Source organism: Streptomyces sp. NPDC002306 (genome assembly GCF_053593435.1).
In genome coordinates, this window is sequence record NZ_JBSFCK010000020.1 from 72,892 (window position 1) to 91,103 (window position 18,212).

16 protein-coding genes are annotated in these 18,212 nt (G+C 70.6%); 7 read left to right on the forward strand and 9 right to left on the reverse strand.

The window, feature by feature from the left end; all coding sequences use genetic code 11:
- Positions 1-350 precede the first annotated feature (350 nt).
- Together ACWCQK_RS29640 and ACWCQK_RS29645 are read left to right on the forward strand one after the other, a co-directional pair.
- Positions 351-1,034: an aggregation-promoting factor C-terminal-like domain-containing protein gene (locus ACWCQK_RS29640; RefSeq protein WP_451160065.1), complete on the forward strand. Its 684-nt coding sequence runs from the start codon at positions 351-353 to the stop codon at positions 1,032-1,034.
- A gap of 134 nt (positions 1,035-1,168) precedes the next feature.
- Positions 1,169-2,515 (forward strand): AI-2E family transporter, encoded by a 1,347-nt coding sequence (locus ACWCQK_RS29645; RefSeq protein WP_451160067.1) that lies wholly within the window; start codon positions 1,169-1,171, stop codon positions 2,513-2,515.
- A 172-nt stretch (positions 2,516-2,687) separates the two neighbouring features.
- Here ACWCQK_RS29645 and ACWCQK_RS29650 read toward each other — a convergent pair whose 3' ends face one another.
- Entirely contained in the window at positions 2,688-3,221 is a 534-nt protein-coding gene (locus ACWCQK_RS29650; RefSeq protein ID WP_451160169.1) for an alkyl hydroperoxide reductase, read from the reverse strand.
- 1 nt (position 3,222) lies between these two features.
- On the reverse strand, positions 3,223-3,777 hold the full coding sequence (locus ACWCQK_RS29655; protein WP_451160069.1) for a peroxiredoxin: 555 nt from the start codon (positions 3,775-3,777) through the stop codon (positions 3,223-3,225).
- Positions 3,778-3,910: 133 nt separating this feature from the next.
- On the opposite strand from ACWCQK_RS29655, the gene ACWCQK_RS29660 reads away from it, so the two are divergent.
- From ACWCQK_RS29660 to ACWCQK_RS29675, 4 genes are all read left to right on the forward strand, one after another.
- Positions 3,911-4,867, forward strand: coding sequence for a hydrogen peroxide-inducible genes activator (locus tag ACWCQK_RS29660; protein ID WP_451160071.1), 957 nt, complete (start codon positions 3,911-3,913; stop codon positions 4,865-4,867).
- A 178-nt stretch (positions 4,868-5,045) separates the two neighbouring features.
- Complete coding sequence (locus tag ACWCQK_RS29665) at positions 5,046-5,936, forward strand: MarR family transcriptional regulator (RefSeq protein ID WP_451160073.1); 891 nt, start codon at positions 5,046-5,048, stop codon at positions 5,934-5,936.
- 13 nt (positions 5,937-5,949) lie between these two features.
- On the forward strand, positions 5,950-6,345 hold the full coding sequence (locus ACWCQK_RS29670) for a roadblock/LC7 domain-containing protein (protein WP_451160075.1): 396 nt from the start codon (positions 5,950-5,952) through the stop codon (positions 6,343-6,345).
- Between the two features lie 4 nt (positions 6,346-6,349).
- Positions 6,350-6,778 carry a hypothetical protein gene (locus ACWCQK_RS29675; RefSeq protein WP_385777289.1) on the forward strand — a complete coding sequence of 143 codons (429 nt, stop codon included), beginning with the start codon at positions 6,350-6,352 and terminating at the stop codon, positions 6,776-6,778.
- Between the two features lie 93 nt (positions 6,779-6,871).
- Here ACWCQK_RS29675 and ACWCQK_RS29680 read toward each other — a convergent pair whose 3' ends face one another.
- The 5 genes from ACWCQK_RS29680 to ACWCQK_RS29700 all read right to left on the reverse strand — a co-directional run bounded on the left by ACWCQK_RS29680 (position 6,872) and on the right by ACWCQK_RS29700 (position 11,749).
- The gene (locus tag ACWCQK_RS29680) at positions 6,872-9,211 is read right to left on the reverse strand and encodes an ABC transporter permease (protein WP_451160077.1); all 2,340 of its coding nucleotides are present in this window, start codon (positions 9,209-9,211) and stop codon (positions 6,872-6,874) included.
- The gene (locus ACWCQK_RS29685) at positions 9,208-9,897 is read right to left on the reverse strand and encodes an ABC transporter ATP-binding protein (protein ID WP_451160079.1); all 690 of its coding nucleotides are present in this window, start codon (positions 9,895-9,897) and stop codon (positions 9,208-9,210) included. Before ACWCQK_RS29685 ends, ACWCQK_RS29680 begins: the two co-directional genes overlap by 4 nt.
- The gene (locus ACWCQK_RS29690) at positions 9,894-10,418 is read right to left on the reverse strand and encodes a PadR family transcriptional regulator (RefSeq protein ID WP_451160081.1); all 525 of its coding nucleotides are present in this window, start codon (positions 10,416-10,418) and stop codon (positions 9,894-9,896) included. The genes ACWCQK_RS29685 and ACWCQK_RS29690 overlap by 4 nt, the downstream gene beginning before the upstream one ends.
- 141 nt (positions 10,419-10,559) lie before the next feature.
- Positions 10,560-10,817, reverse strand: coding sequence for a hypothetical protein (locus tag ACWCQK_RS29695; RefSeq protein ID WP_451160083.1), 258 nt, complete (start codon positions 10,815-10,817; stop codon positions 10,560-10,562).
- Positions 10,814-11,749, reverse strand: a complete 936-nt coding sequence (locus tag ACWCQK_RS29700; protein WP_451160085.1) for an SPFH domain-containing protein — start codon at positions 11,747-11,749, stop codon at positions 10,814-10,816. The genes ACWCQK_RS29695 and ACWCQK_RS29700 overlap by 4 nt, the downstream gene beginning before the upstream one ends.
- Before the next feature lie 244 nt (positions 11,750-11,993).
- Between ACWCQK_RS29700 and ACWCQK_RS29705 the strand changes: the two genes are divergently transcribed.
- Positions 11,994-14,357, forward strand: coding sequence for a transglycosylase domain-containing protein (locus ACWCQK_RS29705; RefSeq protein WP_451160087.1), 2,364 nt, complete (start codon positions 11,994-11,996; stop codon positions 14,355-14,357).
- 57 nt (positions 14,358-14,414) lie between these two features.
- On the opposite strand, the gene ACWCQK_RS29710 is transcribed toward ACWCQK_RS29705, so the two are convergent.
- The gene (locus tag ACWCQK_RS29710; RefSeq protein ID WP_451160089.1) at positions 14,415-15,878 is read right to left on the reverse strand and encodes a catalase; all 1,464 of its coding nucleotides are present in this window, start codon (positions 15,876-15,878) and stop codon (positions 14,415-14,417) included.
- Between the two features lie 151 nt (positions 15,879-16,029).
- Positions 16,030-18,120, reverse strand: a complete 2,091-nt coding sequence (locus tag ACWCQK_RS29715) for a SpoIIE family protein phosphatase (protein WP_451160091.1) — start codon at positions 18,118-18,120, stop codon at positions 16,030-16,032.
- Positions 18,121-18,212: the final 92 nt, after the last annotated feature.

Consider the following 18,212-nt stretch of genomic DNA (forward strand, 5'->3'; position numbering starts at 1 on the left):
GGCGGCGCCTTCGCGTGTGGTTGTTTCGCGAAATCCCTGGGGCCAAACAAGATGTGAGCTTTCACACGCAACTCAGAATTGCCTCCCGGCGTCGGGTTACGGCAGAGTCTCAGTCCTGTCAGGCCCCGCATACGACACATCTGTACCCCCAGCGGTGCGGAACCGCAGTAGCACCAGTGCCAACTCCATAGCGTCGTCGTATGCCGCCCGCTCTCCACGCGGCGCTCCCTCACCGGGAGTTGCCCACCGGGCCCGCGCCTCCCGTGACCCCGTAGTTGGGAGGCCAGTGTCAAGGGCACGATTGCGTCCGCCAGGGTCACCGAAGCGGGCGATGCTGGAAGGAAAACCGTGTGAGCCGGATCTCGGTCCGGGGATTCGCAGTGGCCTCGGCCACCGCGGTCACCGCCGTCGGAAGCGTCGTCGGTGTTGCCTCGGGCAGCAGCGCGCAGCCCATCGACGCAGAGGCGACGGCAAGCGACGCGACGCTCCTCGCGGACATCCCCGCGGGTCAGCAGGCCCAGGTGCAGACCGCGTCCCTGACGCAGCAGGCCGACGCCCAGGCCATCGCCGCCGACGCGGGCGCCAAGAAGGACGCCGAGGAGGCGGCCCGCAAGGCCGCCGCCGAGAGCGCCGTCGCGAAGAAGGAGGCGGCCGAGAAGGCGGCCAAGAAGCGCGCAGAGGAGAAGGAGGCGGCGAGCCGCAGCACGCGTGACGCCTCCAGCTTCAGCGTGCAGAGCTCCTACACCGTCGGGCAGATCCAGGCGATGGCGCGCCAGATGGTGCCGAGCGCACAGTTCCAGTGCTTCAGCAACATCGTGGACCACGAGTCCAGCTGGAACTACCACGCCGTCAACGCCTCCTCGGGCGCCTACGGCCTGTTCCAGGCGCTGCCCGCCTCCAAGTACTCCACCGCGGGCTCGGACTGGCAGACGAACCCGGCCACCCAGATCAAGTGGGGCCTCAGCTACATGGACGGCCGCTACGGCAGCCCCTGTGAGGCATGGTCCTTCTGGCAGGCGAACCACTGGTACTGAGCCGGTTCCGGCTGCCGGTGCTCAACCTCGCGAAGCCCCTCCCCGTCCTAGGGGGAGGGGCTTTCGCCATGTACGGTCGGACGCGACGACTCCAGGGGGGAGTGGTGAGGGGAAACGGGGGAAGAGAGCGGATCATGTCGCGAGTTCCAGGGTGGCTCAGCCGGCTCGGCGCCGGACTGAGTGAGATGGGTGAGCGTCTCGACAAGCGCCGGGCCGAGTTCGAGCGCGAGGACGCGGACCCCGCGCCGCCGCCGCCCGCGCCCGCGCCGCCGGCTCCGCCGCCACCGGCCGAGCACGCGCCCGCCCCTGCGCCCGCGCCGGCCGGTCAGCAGACCGCCGCTGTCGCCGTCCGCCCCGACCCCGTGCACGCGGTTCCCTGGGGTGTCCGGGTCGCCGCTGAGGCGAGTTGGCGGCTGCTGGTCCTCGCGGGCACCGTCTGGGTCCTGATGCGGGTCATCAGCGCGGTCCAGCTCGTGGTGCTCGCCTTCGTGGCGGCGCTGCTCATCACCGCCCTGCTCCAGCCGACGGTGGCCCGCCTGCGCCGCTTCGGCGTGCCGCGCGGCCCGGCCACCGCCCTCACGGCGATCCTCGGCTTCGTCGTCATGGGGTTGATCGGGTGGTTCGTGACCTGGCAGGTCGTGGAGAACATCGACAACCTCTCCGACCAGGTCCAGGACGGCATCGACGAACTGCGCAAGTGGCTGCTGAACAGCCCCTTCCACGTCACGGACAAACAGATCAACCAGATCGCCAAGAACCTGCGCGAGGCGATCGGCGCGAACACGGACCAGATCACCTCGGCGGGCCTGGAAGGCGTCACGGTCGTGGTCGAGGCCCTGACCGGCATCCTCCTGACCGTCTTCTCGACCCTCTTCCTGCTCTACGACGGCCGGCGCATCTGGGAGTGGTCGCTGAAGCTGGTCCCCGCCGCGGCCCGTCCGGGGGTGGCCGGCGCCGGACCGCGCGCCTGGCACACGCTCACCGCCTACGTCCGCGGCACGGTGATAGTCGCGTTGATCGACGCGATCTTCATCGGCCTGGGCATCTACTTCCTCGACGTCCCCATGGCCGTCCCGCTGGCCGTCTTCATCTTCCTCTTCTCCTTCATCCCGCTGGTCGGCGCGGTGGCCTCGGGAGCGCTCGCGGTCGTCGTCGCCCTGGTCACCCAGGGCGTCTTCACCGCGCTCATGACCCTCGTGGTGGTCCTCGCCGTCCAGCAGATCGAGGGCCACATCCTCCAGCCGTTCATCCTCGGCCGCGCGGTCCGGGTCCATCCGCTGGCGGTGGTCCTCTCCGTCGCCGCGGGCGGCATGGTCGCGGGTATCGGGGGCGCGGTGGTCGCGGTGCCGCTGGTGGCGGTGACGAACACGGTCGTGGGCTACCTGCGCTCGTACTCCCTGAGCACGGCCCCGCACACGTCCCCCGCCCCTGGGGGCGCCACGGCGCCGGACCCGCTCCCGGAGACCCCGCCGAAGGAATGAGCACCTGAACCGCCCCTGAGGGAGCCCCCCTTCCAGCCCCGGGGCCCGAGGAGCGGGGGTCCGGGGGCGGCGCCCCGGGGACGGGAACGGGCGGCGGGGAGCGCGGGAACACCGAGGCCCCGCCCACCCCTCACAGGGGTGAACGGGGCCCGGGGCGAACCGATGGGCGGAGTTACTCCGCCAGCACCGCCTCCGCGTCCAGCGTGACGCCGACCGCCTGGATCACCGAGGCGATCTTGAAGGCCTCCTGGACGACCTCACGCTCGACGCCCGCCTTGCGGAGCACCTGCTCGTGCGAGTCGAGGCACAAGCCACAGCCGTTGATCGCGGAGACCGCGAAGGACCACAGCTCGAAGTCGACCTTGTCGACACCGGGGTTGCCGATGACGTTCATCCGCAGCCCCGCGCGCAGGGTGCCGTACTCGTGGTCCGACAGCAGGTGCCGGGTGCGGTAGAAGACGTTGTTCATCGCCATCACCGCGGCCGCGGCCTTGGCCGCCGTGTACGCCTCGGGCGACAGTGCCGCCTTGGCCTCCGGCTCCAGCTCACGCAGCACGATCGGCGACCGCGAGGCGATCGCGGTCGCCAGGACCGTGCCCCACAGCTGCTGGGCGGGCAGGTCGGAGTTGCCGATGACCGAGCCCAGGTTGAGCTTCAGGTCCTTGGCGTAGTCCGGGACGCGGGACTTGAGGGAGTCGAGGGACAACTCACTCACCGGCCAGCAGCGCGACCGGGTCCAGCGTCTGCTCGCCCTTGGTCCAGTTGCACGGGCACAGCTCGTCCGTCTGGAGGGCGTCCAGGACCCGCAGGACCTCCTTGGGGTTACGGCCGACGGAGCCGGCGGTCACCATGGAGAACTGGATCTCGTTGTTCTGGTCGACGATGAAGACGGCGCGCTTGGCGAAGCCGTCCTCGCCCTCGATGCCGAGGTCACGCATGAGCTCGTGCTTGGAGTCGGCCATCATCGGGAACGGCAGGTCACGCAGGTCGTCGTGGTCCTTGCGCCAGGCGTGGTGCACGAACTCGGAGTCACCGGAGAAGCCGAGCACCTGGGCGTCACGGTCGGCGAACTCGTCGTTCAGCTTGCCGAAGGCCGCGATCTCGGTGGGGCACACGAAGGTGAAGTCCTTGGGCCACGCGAAAACGACCTTCCACTTGCCCTCGTAGGTCTTGTGGTCGATCGTCCCGAACTCCTTGCCCTTCTCCAGCGAGACGCAGGCGGTCAGTTCGAACTCGGGGAACTTGTCACCGACAGTGAGCACACGCTCTCCTTGCAGCGAAGAAACACCCTTTCCGGGGGCGTTTCCCATGGGTTGGACGCTGGTGATGTTGGCACAGAGTGCATTGATTAGGGAAATTGATACACTCGGTCGTGTTGATCGGAGGCGGTTATTAGTGACTGTTGGTAATGGGAGTAAGAAGAGGCAGCCCAGCCTCGCCCAGCTTCGGGCCTTCGCCGCCGTCGCCGAGCATCTCCACTTCCGGGACGCCGCCGCGGCGATCGGCATGAGCCAGCCCGCGCTCTCCGGTGCCGTCGCGGCACTGGAGGAAGTGCTCGGCGTGACGCTGCTGGAGCGCACGACGCGCAAGGTGTTGCTCTCCCCGGCCGGCGCCCGGCTCGCCGTACGCGCGAAGGCCGTCCTGGAGGAGGTCGGCGCGCTGCTGGAGGAGGCGGAGGCGGTGCGCGCGCCCTTCACCGGCGTCCTGCGCCTCGGGGTCATCCCCACCGTCGCCCCCTACCTCCTGCCCACCGTCCTGCGTCTGGTCCACGACCGCTATCCGCAGCTCGACCTCCAGGTCCACGAGGAGCAGACCGCGAACCTGCTCGACGGTCTCACCACCGGACGGCTCGACCTGCTGCTGCTCGCGGTGCCCCTCGGCATGCCGGGTGTGGTGGAACTCCCGCTCTTCGACGAGGACTTCGTGCTCGTCACGCCGCTCGATCACCGGCTCGGCGGCCAGCAGGAGATCCCTCGCGAGGCGCTGCGGGAGCTGAACCTGCTGCTCCTCGACGAGGGCCACTGCCTGCGCGACCAGGCCCTGGACATCTGCCGCGAGGCCGGGCGCGAGGACGCCCCGGTGACCACGACCGCCGCGGGCCTGTCCACGCTCGTCCAGCTCGTCGCCGGCGGTCTCGGCTGCACCCTGCTGCCACGGACCGCCGTGAGGGTGGAGACGACCCGCAGCACCCAGCTGCGCACCGGCTCCTTCGCCGACCCCGCCCCCAGCCGCCGGATCGCCCTCGCCATGCGCTCCGGGACCGCGCGTGGCGCCGAATACCAGGAACTGGCCCGCGCGCTGCGGGAGTCGCTGCGGCCGCTGCCGGTGCGACTGTTCGACGAAGGCGTCTGAAAGCCTCGCTCAATCGTTCAAATGGGCACCGGACAAAGCCCTTTGGGCGGCTGTACATCTCAACTTCCGTCACCTGGCGACAGGTAGGAAGACCCCGACCGGAATATGCGCCCCGGCTGATACACATACCCCCTCAGCGCTATGCGTCAGTCGTATGTGCGAAATCCCAAGGGGAGTGATGTCGGGTATTCGGGAGGGCACTCGGGATTCCCTCGGCCGGGTCGGCTACGACCTGTTGTCGCGTGCGTTGCTGGACTGCGGACGGGAGTGGTTCACGGGGGAACTGAGGGTGGCCGGATCCCCCGGGGGCACCTTCCACCTGCGCAACGGACTCGTCGTGTCGGTCGAGAGCCCCGGTGCCCCGGGTCCCGGCGCGCTGTTGCTGCGCTCCGGCCGGGTCACCGGCGAGCAATGGGGCGAACTGCTGCGGGAGTCGGGCGGCTCGCGCTGGCCGGCCGGCGGCCTGATCGCCCACGGATACGCCGGCGCCGCCCAGCTCAGGGTGGTCTGCATGATGGCGTTGCAGGACGCGGCCTTCGCGGTCGTGGCGGGCGACGTCGAGGCCTGCGAACCCGTGGAAGGGGCCGAGCCGCCCGCCGCCCCGGTCGCCGTGGGGGAGGCGTCGGCCCGGCTGCTCCAGGACGCGACCCGCAAACTGGCCGCCCTCGCCGCCCTGCCGTATCCGGTGCGCCCGGAGCGGGAGCGGCCCGTACCCGCGCTGGTCTCCCGCGCCGGAGTCCGGCTCACCGAACTGCAGAGCGAGCTGCTGGTGCACGCCGACGGCCGCCGTACCGCACGTGACCTGGCGTTCCGTACCGGGCGTGGGGTCTACACCGTGACCGTCGAACTCTCCCGGATGCTCGGCGAGGGTTTCCTGGAATGCGCCGACTCACCCGTGCCCATTCCGGTCCGGCTGCCGCCCGACGTCCAGAGCGTGCACCCCCGGGAGGCGCCCCCGCCGCCCGAACCGCCCCCGCGCCCCACCGCGCTGCCCCGCAGGAAATCCCACCGCGAAACGAACCCCATGTCCCCCCACTCGAAAAAGAAGAACAAATGCGATCGGAATTAGGGGAGTTGCATACATGGATCACAAGGCTCTCGCGCAGGAGATGCGCGGCCTGCGTGAGCAGGTGACCGGTATCACCGACACCGCGGTGGCCGCGGCGGACGGGCTGCTCATCGCGGCCGACACCGCCGACTCCATCGATCCGGAGGGCCTCGCCGCCCTCGCCGCGGCCGGCCTCGGACTCGCCCGCCGCACCGCCGAGGCGACCGACCGCGGTGCCCTGCACCGGACGGTCACCTACGGCAGCCACGGCTGCGCCGCCTTCTACGCCGTCGGCGACACCGCGCTGATGGTCGTACTCGGCGACGAGGGCATGGACGTGGACCGCCTGCACACGGCGACCCAGCCGGCCCTGAACAGGATCGGCTCGATCCTCACCGCGCAGGACACCAAGGCTTCCGAGGGAGTGTGAAGGGATGGCGACGAAGCGTATGTCCCCAGGTTTCTCCGATCAGGTGATGGGCCTGGTCAAATCCTTGCGTACCGATGCCCCCGAGTGCGTCGCCTCCGGCGCGGTCGACATGTCCACGGGCATGCTGCTGTCGTACGAGACGGTCGACAACCATCCGCCCGAGGTGCTGGACCTGCTCGCGGGCGCGACCCTCGACCTGTTCCAGGGCCGTACGGTCGTGATGATCGAGGACGTCTTCAAAGAGCGTCGCGGCGTCGCGAGCGACAACCACTTCTTCCAGGAGATCCTCGTCAACAGCGAGAACCTCACTCACCTGTTCGTGCGGATGAACGAGCAGCAGGACGTCGTCGCCGTGGTGGTGTGCCGCAAGTCGGTGAACGTCGGCATGCTGTTCGCCCAGGTCCGCCGGGTGGTGCGGGAGTACAGCCTCTGAGCACGCGCGGGCCCCGCCCCGCCGACCCGGCCCGATCCGTGGGGATCGGGCCGGGTCCGGCAGGGGCGGGGCCCGTACGCGTGCCTCGTGCGGCTACTCCGTGCGCAGACCGTCCGGCCGCATCAGCCGCAGCAGCGGCGGCAGGCTGAGCAGCGTCACCACCAGGACCACCGCGGCGCCGACACCGACCATCGACAGGACACTCGCCCAGTCGACGCTCACCGCGGTGTTCGTCATCCGCAGCAGCACCGCGCCCAGGGCCAGGCCCACCGCCGAGGCCAGCAGCAGGCCGAGCGCGATCGGGATCGCCGTCTGCCACAGCACCGACAGGCTCAGCGTGCGCCGCCGGGTGCCGAAGGCGACCAGCGCCGAGAGCAGCTTCCGGCGTTCGCGCAACTGCTCCAGCTGGGAGACCAGCAGACTCGCGCCGATCAGGGCCAGCACGCACACGGCACCCACGAACAGACCGGTGCGGATCGAGGTGTACTTGCGGGACTGCTCGGTGGACGCCCAGGTCATCGGCTGGACGAGCGGGTCGATCCGCGCCGCCGCGTTGCGTACGTACTCGCGCGCGTTCGGGACGGCGGGATCCAGGGAGAGGTAGATCCGTCCGCCGACGGCCGCCGCGCCCTGCGGAGGCAGCGCCGCCGGGGTGAGCAGGAAGCCGACGCGTTCGAGACCGGACGGGTCCACCCGCGCCTGAGCCTGCTTCAGCGCCTCCGGGACCTGCCAGGCGACGGCCGCGCTCTCGCTGGTGTCACCGCTGTAGGCCGGGTCGAGGAACAGCGTGCGTCCGGCCTTGGCCAGCTTCGGCGTCTCGGTGTCCGCTTCGGTGCCCCGCAGCTGGAAGACGTCGCCGTCCCGGCACGAGGGCAGCGTCGCCACCTCGCGCAGGGCCGCGCAGTCGCCCACCGTCACCGTGGAGGTCACCTCGGGATCCTTGCGCCGGTCGCCGAAGGACCCCTCGGACAGGGCCGTCACCTTCCGGACGCCCCGGGTGGCTCCCATGTCCCGGGAGACCTGGGCGAGCGGCACACCGTCCGGCACGTCCACCTGCATCTGCGCCCGGGTCACGTCGACCGTCGTCGCCTTGGTGAAGTCCGACTCCACTCCGGCGAAGAGCATCTGAAGGGCGATCGCGCCGGCCACGGCCACGGCGATGCCGTTGACCATGCGGGCCGCGGTACCGCTGCTCAGCTGGAGCCTGCGCACGGCCAGCTGCCAGGCGACACCGCCCGAGTTGAGCCGGGCGACGACCGCCTCCACCACCCAGGGCAGCAGCGCGGTCACGCCGACGAGCAGCAGCAGGACACCGCCGGTGACCAGATAGCCGTTGAAGTCCCCGTTCGTGTGGCCCTGTCCGACCATCGGGTAGAGCAGCGCGAGCCCCGCGAGCGGCAGCAGCAGCCGCCACCACAGCCGGCGCCGCGCGGGCTTGGCCGTACGCACCACACCGAGCGGCTCGATGACCACACCGCGCAGCGCGAACAGGGTCACCAGCACGGCTGCCGCGGGGACGGCGAGCACCACCAGCGCGGCGAGCGCGGGGGAGGGGTCGAGATAGCTCGGGAACACGCTGACGTGGAACACCTCGGCGTTGCCCGCGACCTGGCGCCCGATCAGGAAGAAGACGGTGCCGAAGACGAGTCCGAGGGCGGCGCCCGCGAGCGCCTCGCCGGCCGCGGTCCGCCGCACCATCCGGGCGTCGGAGCCGATCAGCCGCAGGGCCGCGAGCCGCCGGTCGCGCCGCTCGCCGCCGAACCGTACCGCCGCGGCGATGAAGACGGCGACCGGCATCAGCAGGACCACGAACACGACGAGGACGAGCAGCAGCAGGACCGGGTCGGTGGCCTCGGACGGCGAGGGGTTCGGGTCGCCGAAGGCGCTGATACGGGCCACGTTCGGCGGGTCGATCTTCGCGGCGAGGCCGTCGGCGCCCGCGTAGTAGGCCAGCTCGTGCGAGCCGACGAGTCCGTCCTCCGCGATGGTCCCGCTGATCCGGTACGGCAGCCGCTCCCGCAGCAGTTCGCCGTCCTTGGAGTCGAGCAGCCGCTTCAGCGCGGGGGAGACGACCATGTCGCCCGGCGCCGGGAACTTCTCCAGGCCCGGCGGCAGCGGTGCCCGCGGCCCCTCGGGCTGCATCGTCCGGCCGCGGACGTCCAGATCGTGGTACGTGGTGTCGGTGTCCGAGATGACGAGGGTGTCGTCGGCCGCGGGCTTCGGGGTGAAGTCGTAGGTGTAGTCCAGCCGGGCCTGCTCGCGCTCGTGCCGCACGTCCAGAGCGCTGGGCAGGGCGGTGGTGAGCAGCAGCAGTGCCACTCCCAGGCCCACGCCGACCGCCGTGAGCAGGGCGCGGACCCATCCCTCGCGTCCGCCCGTGAAGGCGAAGCGGACGCCCATGGCCAGATCCCTGGACCACTGCCGCACGCTCATACGACGCGCTCCATGTCCCGTGACTTGCCGTCCCGTACGACGATCTCGCGGTCGGAGTAGGCGGCCACCCGTGCCTCGTGGGTGACCAGGACGACGGCCGCGTTGGCCGTGCGGGCCGCGTCGGTGAGCAGTTCCATCACGCGCTCGCCGTTGAGGGAGTCGAGGGCGCCGGTGGGTTCGTCGGCGAACACCACACGGGGGCTGGTGACCAGCGCCCGGGCCACGGCGACCCGCTGTCCCTGGCCGCCGGACACCTCGCCGGGCCGCTTGCCCCCGAGGTCGTCGACCTCCAGCCGTTCCATCCAGCCCAGGGCGGTCTTCTCGGCCGCCTTGCGGGGGGTGCCGTTCAGCCGCAGCGGCAGGGCGACGTTCTCGACGCAGGTGAGCTCGGGAACGAGCTGGCCGAACTGGAAGACGAACCCGAACTCGGAGCGCCGCAGCGCGCTGCGCTGGGCGTCGCTCATGGTCGCCATCTCGCGCCCGTCGTAAAGGATCGACCCGGAGTCGGGCGTGACGATCCCGGCGAGGCAGTGCAGCAGCGTCGACTTGCCGGAGCCGGAGGGGCCCATCACCGCGACGACCTCGCCGGGGTGGATGGAGAACTCGGCGCCGTCGAGCGCGTTGGTGGGCCCGTACGCCTTGCGCAGGTCGTGGGCGTGGAGCAGGGAGCCGGCGGGCGCGGTCACTCGGTCACCGCCTCGGCGAGCTTGTCGAGACGCGCGGCGGTCAGTTCGAGCCAGCGCAGGTCGGCCTCGAGGTGGAACAGCGCGTGATCGCAGATGAGCTGGTCGGCGAGGTCGCCCCGGCGCTTGCGGTCGGTGAGGATGCGCATGCCGCGCAGGTGCTCGGAGCGCTGGGTGTCGAGGATGTCGGCGGCGTCGCGGCGGGTGAGCAGCGCGAGGACGACCTTCGTGTACAGCGTCGACTGGAGGTACGGCTCGGGCTTCTCCGGCGTCGCGAGCCACTGCGCGACGTCGGTGATCCCGGCGTCGGTGATGGCGTACCGCTTGCGCTCGGGGCCGCCGCCGGCCTCGATGCCGTCGACTTCGACGAGTCCGTTCTTCAGCAGTCGGGACATCGTCGAGTAGACCTGGCCGTAGTGCAGCGGCCGGTCGTGACCGAACTTCTCGTCGAAGGCCCGCTTGAGGTCGTAACCGTGGCGGGGCCCGGACTCCAGGAGCCCTAGAAGCGTGTGACCAATGGACATGCCGGCGACTCTACACAGCGTGTATACGCACCATGTATACGCACGGTGTGTAGATCATGGCGGCCGGTATGGATGCCCAGGTGGGAGGCCATTGTCACGGTTCTGTCACCGAGACGGGCCCGCTCGGCCGGAGGGGCCCGTTCATCCGGAGGGGGGAGCCGGCGGGGAGCCTTGGGGCGGGCGCCCGCGGCGCGGGAGCGGCCCCGCCTCGCCGGGCAGCCGCCCGGCCTCCGCCAGCGCCCTGCGCAGCAGGAACTCGATCTGCGCGTTGGCCGAGCGCAGCTCGTCCCCGGCCCAGCGGGCGAGCGCCTCGTACACCGACGGGTCCAGCCGCAGCAGCACCTGCTTGCGCTGCTGCGGCCGACGCTGGGGGGCGGGGCCCCCGGGGGAGTCCGTCACTGGTAGAGGGTCCCGGTGTTCAGGACCGGCTGCGGCGCCCGGTCCCCGCACAGCACCACCATCAGGTTCGACACCATCGCCGCCTTGCGCTCCTCGTCCAGTTCCACGATGCCCTGCTCGGCGATCCGGGCGAGGGCCGCCTCGACCATGCCCACCGCACCGTCCACGATCTGCCGCCGCGCCGCCACGACCGCTCCGGCCTGCTGGCGCTGGAGCATCGCGGAGGCGATCTCCGGAGCGTAGGCGAGGTGGGTGAAGCGCGACTCGATGATCTGCACGCCGGCCGCCCGCACCCGCGCGCTCAGCTCGACGGCCAGCTTCTCGGTGATCTCCTCGGCGTTGCCGCGCAGCGAGAGCCCGCCCTCGTCGTGGGCGTCGTAGGGGTACTCGATGGCGATGTGCCGCACGGCCGCCTCGGTCTGGGTGGCCACGAACTCCAGGTAGTTGTCCACCTCGAACGACGCCTGCGCCGTGTCCTGGACCTTCCAGACCACCACGGCGGCGAGCTCGATCGGGTTGCCGTAGGCGTCGTTGACCTTCAGGACGGGGGTCTCGTGGTTGCGCACCCGCGTGGAGATCTTGCTGCGTGAGGTGAAGGGGTTCACCCAGCGCAGGCCGTCCTCGCGGATCGTGCCCCGGTACCGGCCGAAGAGCTGCACCACACGCGCCTCGCCCGGCGCCACCATGTTCAGCCCGCACATGGCGAGGAACGCGGAGACGCCGATCACGATGCCGGCGACGATCAGCGCGGCCCGGGCGCCGTCCCCGGTCACCGTGGAGCCGCCCGCGATCAGAGCGGCCGCGGCCGCCAGCCCGGCCAGGCCGAGCAGCAGCGACAGGCCGCCTCCGATGCTGTGTGCGGCGAACTCCCGCACCTGCGGGGCGGGCATCTCGGGGACGTCGGCGTCGGCCGACGGCTCGTGTGCGGACATGAAGGGTCCCCCGTTCCTGGATTTCCGTGAGCTTAGATCTAGCTAAGTGATATCAAATTACCCTGTCGCGGCAACCTTGACCCCCTTTCGCACGTCGGTTCTATCGAGCGGGGGTGCTGATTCTCACGTCCGTAAAAGACCGGATCGGCATCCCTTTGTCATAGAGAGCGGTGTTAGCTTTCTGAGCTGACCTGCCCCCGGGCACTGGTGTGACAGCCGAGAACGAAGCGGAGCGAGCAGACACATGGGACGAGCGGAAGAGAGACGAGCGCGGCAACGGAGCGGCCGCCGCGCTGCGCCCAGGGACCGCTCGTCGCAGGCGACGGTCGAGGAGGGGCCCACGGTCGTCGGTGAGGGCCGCGCGGCGGCCCGCCGGGGTGCCAAGGGAGGCAAGGGCGCCAAGGGAGCGCAGGGCGCGAAGAAGAGCTTCCTGCGCCGGATGTTCACCTGGAAGAAGATCCTCGGCACGTTCCTCGGCCTGTGTCTGCTCGGCATAGGCGCCTTCATCGCGCTGTACATGGTGATCGAGATACCCGCGGGCAACGCCGACGCCCAGCTCGAGAGCAACGTCTACAAGTACAGCGACGGTTCGCTCATGACCCGCGACGGCGACGTCAACCGCGAGATCGTCGACCTCGCGCACGTCCCCAAGGACGTCCAGCGGACCTTCGTCGCCGCCGAGAACAAGTCCTTCTACAAGGACTCCGGCGTCGACCTCAAGGGCACCGCGCGCGGTGTGCTCAACACGCTCTCCGGCAAGGGCGCGCAGGGCGGTTCGACGATCACCCAGCAGTACGTGAAGAACTACTACCTGACCCAGGACCAGACCGTCTCGCGCAAGCTGAAGGAACTGGTCATCTCGCTCAAGCTGGACCGCGAGAAGTCCAAGGACTACATCCTCGCCGGGTACATCAACACCAGCTACTACGGCCGCAACGCCTACGGCATCCAGGCGGCCGCGCAGGCGTACTACCGCGTCGACGCGGAGAAGCTCACCGTCCCGCAGGGCGCGTACCTGGCCGCGCTGCTCCAGGCGCCCAGCCAGTACGACTGGGCGGCGGCCACCGGCACCGGCAGGAAGCTGGTCCAGCAGCGCTGGAACTACGTCCTGGACAACATGGTCGAAGAGGGCTGGCTGCAGAAGTCCGAGCGCGACGCCATGACGTTCCCGATCCCGAAGGAGCCCAAGCCCGCTCCCGGCCTGGGCGGCCAGAAGGGCTACCTGGTGAAGGCGGCCAACGCGGCACTGGAGAAGCAACTGGTCTCCCAGGGCGTCGCCGACAGCGCCAAGCAGGCCGAGGACATGGTCGGCCGCGGCGGCTGGACCATCACCCTCAACATCGACAAGAAGAAGCAGGCGGCGCTGGAGAAGTCCGTCAAGGACCAGCTCACCGGCAAGCTGGACAAGAAGAAGCGCGCGGTCGACGGCAACGTCCAGGCCGGTGCCGCCTCGGTCGATCCCAGGACCGGCGCGGTCGTCGCGATGTACGGCGGTGTGGACTACTACAAGCACTACTACAACAACGCCACGCGCACCGACTACCAGCCCGCCTCCACCTTCAAGCCGGTCATCCTCGCGGCGGCGATCGACGAGGACGCCCACACGCAGGACGGCAAGCCGATCACGGCGAACACGATCTACGACGGCACCAGCAAGCGGCCCGTCAAGGGCAGCGACATCGGTTTCGCCCCGGAGAACGAGGACGACCAGAACTACGGCAACATCACCGTGCAGACGGCGATGAACAAGTCGGTCAACTCCGCCTTCGCGCAGCTCGGCGTGGACGTGGGCATGTCCAAGGTGCTCAAGGTGGCCGACGACCTGGGCATGGACACCAAGGACCTGAGGGCGGTGCCCGCGCAGACCCTGGGCACCATGGGCGCCAGCCCGCTCCAGATGGCCGGCGTCTACGCGACCCTCGACAACCACGGCAAGAAGGTCACTCCGGCCCTGGTCAAGTCCGTCGAGCACATCTCCCGCAAGGTCACCATGCCGGACCCGATCGGCAAGCAGGTCATCAGCCGCGAGGCCGCCGACACCGTCACCTCGGTGCTCACCGGCGTGGTCGACGACGGTACGGCCAGGACGTCCGTGCGGGACAACCCCCTGCGCGACGGTCAGAAGGTGGCGGGCAAGACGGGTACGTCCGACAACAACAAGTCGGCCTGGTTCACCGGCTACACCCCGAGCCTGGTCACCTCCGTCGGCCTGTTCGGCGAGAACGCCAAGAACGGCTCCCAGGTGACCCTGACGGGCGCGACCGGACTGATCCCGGGCGTCGGCCGGATCAACGGTGGCGGCTACCCGGCGCAGATCTGGGCGGCCTACACCTTCGGGGTGCAGTCCGAGGTCACCAAGTTCGACCTGGAGACCGACCAGGGCGCGGCGGTCCAGCCGACCCTGACGCCGACCCCCTCCAAGTCGGTCACCCAGACCCCGACCCAGTCCCCGACCACCGAGGCACCCACCGAGTCCCCGACGACGCAGACGCCGACGCAGACGCCCACGCAGACCCCGACGCAGACGCCGACCCAGACGCCTACGCAGACCCCGTCCCAGACCCCGACGGACGATCCCGACGATCCGTTCGGCCTGGACGGTCAGTGACCGCCGGAGAGGGGCGCCCGGGATCCACCGGGCGCCCCTCTCCGTATGCGGGGCTCGTCAGCCGCCGTTGACGTTGCCGGCGATCCGGTCGCCGAGCTCCTTGTCGATGTTCCGCCAGTACTGCACCGCACGGTCCAGCACCGGCCGGGACACGCCGGCCTTCAGATGTCCGCTGACGTTGGACACCAGCCGGTCCCGCTGCGCGTCGTCCAGCACCTGCCGGACCATCGTGCCCGCCTGGCCCCAGTCGTCGTCCTCCCGGTGCAGCTTGTACGCCTCGCGCACCAGCTCGCCGGCGGTCTGCCAGCTCGCCGGGTCACCGAAGCGCCCGTAGTCGGCCGCGGGACCGCCGTAGGAGTTCGGCGCGTAGGGCCGGGCCGCCTTCGACGGCTCGTACCGCATGGGCCCGTCCTTGGCGTACGAGTTCACCGGGGAGTGCGGCCGGTTCGGCGGCAGCTGGGCGTAGTTCGGGCCGATCCGGTACCGGTGGGTGTCCGGGTACGAGAACAACCGGCCCAGCAGCATCTTGTCCGGCGAGGGACCGATGCCCGGGACGAGGTTCGACGGCTCGAAGGCGGCCTGCTCGATGTGGATGAAGTAGTCCTCGGGGTTGCGGTCGAGGACCATCCGGCCGACGTCGATCAGCGGGTAGTCGCCGTGCGGCCACACCTTGGTCAGGTCGAAGGGGTTGAAGCGGTAGTCCGCCGCGTCCTCGAAGGGCATGATCTGGACCTTCAGGCTCCAGCTCGGCGCGTTCCCCGAGTCGATCGCCTCGAACAGGTCCCGGCGGTGCTTGTCCGCGTCCGAACCGGCCAGCTGGTCGGCCTCCTCCTGGGTGAGGAAGTCGATGCCCTGGTCGGTCTTGAAGTGGTATTTCACCCAGAACCGCTCGCCACCGCCGTTGATCCACATATAGGTGTGCGAGCTGTAGCCGTTCATGTTGCGGTAGGTCTTCGGGATACCCCGGTCACCCATCAGCCACGTCACCTGGTGGGCCGACTCGGGGGAGAGCGTCCAGAAGTCCCACTGCATGTCGTTGTCGCGCAGCCCGGTCGCCGGGTGACGCTTCTGTGAGCGGATGAAGTCCTGGAACTTGATCGTGTCACGGACGAAGAAGACCGGTGTGTTGTTGCCCACCATGTCGTAGTTGCCCTCGTCGGTGTAGAACTTGAGCGCGAAACCACGGGGGTCGCGCCAGGTGTCGGGAGAGCCCTGCTCACCCGCCACCGTCGAGAACCGCGCCAGCATCTCCGTGCGCCTGCCGGGCTGGAAGAGGTCGGCCTTGGTGAACTGGCTGACGTCATTGGTGACTTCGAAGAACCCGTACGCGCCGCTGCCCTTGGCGTGCACCACCCGCTCGGGGACCCGTTCCCGGTTGAACTGGGCCATCTTCTCGATCAGGTAGTGGTCCTGGAGCAGGATCGGTCCGTCGGGGCCGACGGTGAGCGAGTGCTCGTCGCTCTCCACCGGAATTCCGACGTTGTTCGTGGTGTACGGAGCCTTCTGGGATTCCTGTGTCACGAGCGTCCTCCCGTCGACAGAGGGTGGTCAGATCGCTTCGCTCACCCCAGCAGTCAACGCCGCCGACGAGGTGTCGGCAACTTCTGGACGCGGTCCAGCCTCGGTACGGGTCCGAACGGCTGCCGGAGGGGCGCCCCGCACGGGGTACCCCTCAGCCGCGGTTCAATTCGAACCAGACCACCTTTCCCGTGCTCAGTCTGGTCGCGCCCCACCGCTTGGCCAGTTTGTTCACCAGATACAGCCCGCGCCCGCCCTCGTCGGTGGCCCGCGCCTGCCGCAGCCGAGGCAGCTGCGGCACGTCGTCGCCGACCTCGCAGCGCAGCACGTCGGTGCGCAGCAGACGGAGCGTGACGGGCCGCGACGCATAGCGCACGGCGTTGGTCACGACCTCGCTGACCAGCAGCTCCACGGAGTCGCTCATGTCCTCCATGCCCCAGCGCGAGAGCGCGCGCCGGGCGAGCCGACGGGCCCGGCCGGGAGCCGCGTCCTCCGGCTCCAGGAACCAGTACGCCACGTCGCTCGGCGCGATCCCGTCGAAGCGGGCGGCGAGCAGCGCGATGTCGTCGTCCCGGTCGCCCGGGCCGAGCATGTCGAGCACCTCGTCGCACAGCGCTTCCAGCGGCGGCGGATGGTCGGGTCCGGTGAGCTGCGCGGTCGCGGCGAGCTTCTCGCGCAGCTGCTCTATACCGGTCCACACGTCCCGCAGCCGCGACTCCACCAGCCCGTCGGTGTACAGCAGCAGGGTCGCGCCGGCCGGCGCGTCCAGCTCCACCGCCTCGAAGTCGACCCCGCCCACCCCGATGGGCGCGCCCGCGGGCACCCGCAGCACCTCGGCCCGGCCGCCCAGGTGCAGCAGCACCGGCGGCGGATGCCCGGCGTTGGCGATGGTGATCCGGTGCGAGACCGGGTCGTACACCGCGTAGAGGCAGGTCGCCATGCGGTCCGTGCCCAGCCGCTGGGCCTGCTCGTCGAGGTGGTGCAGCACCTCCTGCGGCGGCAGGTCCAGTCCCGCCAGGGTCTGCGCGGTCGTCCGCAGCTGGCCCATGATGGCCGCCGACGTCATGGAATGCCCCATCACGTCACCGACGACCAGGGCGACCCGGCTGCCGGGCAGCGGGATCGCGTCGTACCAGTCACCGCCGACCCGCGCGGTCTCCGCGGCCGGCAGATAGCGGGACGCCAGCCGCACCCCCGTGGGACGCGGCAGCGTCTCCGGCAGCATGGTGCGCTGGAGCTCGTCCGCGATGTACGCCTCACGGCCGTACAGCACCGCCTTGTCGATGCCGAGCGCGCTGTGCGTGGCCAGCTGGGCGGCGACCAGCAGGTCGTCCGCCTCGAACGCGATGCGCTCGGGACGGCGCAGGAAGACCGCGGCGCCGATCACCCGGCGCCGCCCGCGCAGCGGGGCCAGGATCGCCCGCTGCCCGCTCGGCACCACCAGCTCGCCGCCGTCGCCCAGCAGCTCCGGGAGGGCGGCACGGGCGGCCGGGGCGTCGGCGAACACCGGACGCACCCCGCGCAGCACCTCGGCGAGCGCGCCGCCGGGCCGTACCTCGCACAGCTCGGCGGTGACGGCCGACAGCTCGGTGAGCTCCGAGGGCTGCTCCGGCTGCGGCGCCGGCGCGAACCCGTTCTCGGTGTCCCGCTCCTCCGGGATCCGGTCGGTGCGCCGCAGCCGCAGCACGACGGGCCCGGTGGGCCGCTCGTCGCCGACCGGCAGCGGATCGCGCAGATACACGAGGATGGCGTCGCTGAAGGTCGGCACGGTGGCCCGGCACAGCCCCATCACGATCTCGTCCAGGTCGATGCCCCGGGCGATCCGCCGGGTCGCGGCCCCGACGAAGCGCAGCCGGTCCCCGTCCCGCCGCATCGGAGTGGGCCGCCCGGGCACCACCCCCTGTCCCGTACGCCGGTCCTGGCGGTCCCCGGCGCCCCGCTCGACGGCACCCGGCCCGGAGCCGCCCGGCTGGGCCGGGATGGCCTCGGGCGTGGGACGCGGCCGGTGGGTGCCGGTCTCGGCGACGGCGGGCTGGGAGTGCTCGGGATCACCGCCGGCGGCCGTCGTCCCGGGTGTCTCGCCGGTACGGGCCTGGGCGGGCTGCGCGGCCTGGGCGGGCTGAGGCGGTAAAGCGGTCGCGCCGGGCGTGCGGGCCGGTGCCGGGGTACGCAGAAGCGCCCCGCGGGGATCCGTGGGGTCGACGCCCGGCTGCGGGCGTTCGTAGGAGGTGGGCTGCTCCGTCACGCGTGTCGAATCCGTCCGTCCGGGGCTGCGCGCCGCGCGCGCAGTTCGTCCCGCCGAAAAGCCGATACCCGGAATACCTGTCCCAGGAACGG

Coding starts and splice junctions, on each gene's coding strand:
- ACWCQK_RS29645 (WP_451160067.1), top strand. CDS start 1,169: ATGTCGCGAGTTCCAGGGTGGCTCAGCCGGCTCGGCGCCGGACTGAGT.
- ACWCQK_RS29665 (WP_451160073.1), top strand. CDS start 5,046: ATGTCGGGTATTCGGGAGGGCACTCGGGATTCCCTCGGCCGGGTCGGC.
- ACWCQK_RS29670 (WP_451160075.1), top strand. CDS start 5,950: ATGGATCACAAGGCTCTCGCGCAGGAGATGCGCGGCCTGCGTGAGCAG.
- ACWCQK_RS29675 (WP_385777289.1), top strand. CDS start 6,350: ATGGCGACGAAGCGTATGTCCCCAGGTTTCTCCGATCAGGTGATGGGC.
- ACWCQK_RS29680 (WP_451160077.1), bottom strand. CDS start 9,211: ATGAGCGTGCGGCAGTGGTCCAGGGATCTGGCCATGGGCGTCCGCTTC.
- ACWCQK_RS29690 (WP_451160081.1), bottom strand. CDS start 10,418: ATGTCCATTGGTCACACGCTTCTAGGGCTCCTGGAGTCCGGGCCCCGC.
- ACWCQK_RS29700 (WP_451160085.1), bottom strand. CDS start 11,749: ATGTCCGCACACGAGCCGTCGGCCGACGCCGACGTCCCCGAGATGCCC.
- ACWCQK_RS29705 (WP_451160087.1), top strand. CDS start 11,994: ATGGGACGAGCGGAAGAGAGACGAGCGCGGCAACGGAGCGGCCGCCGC.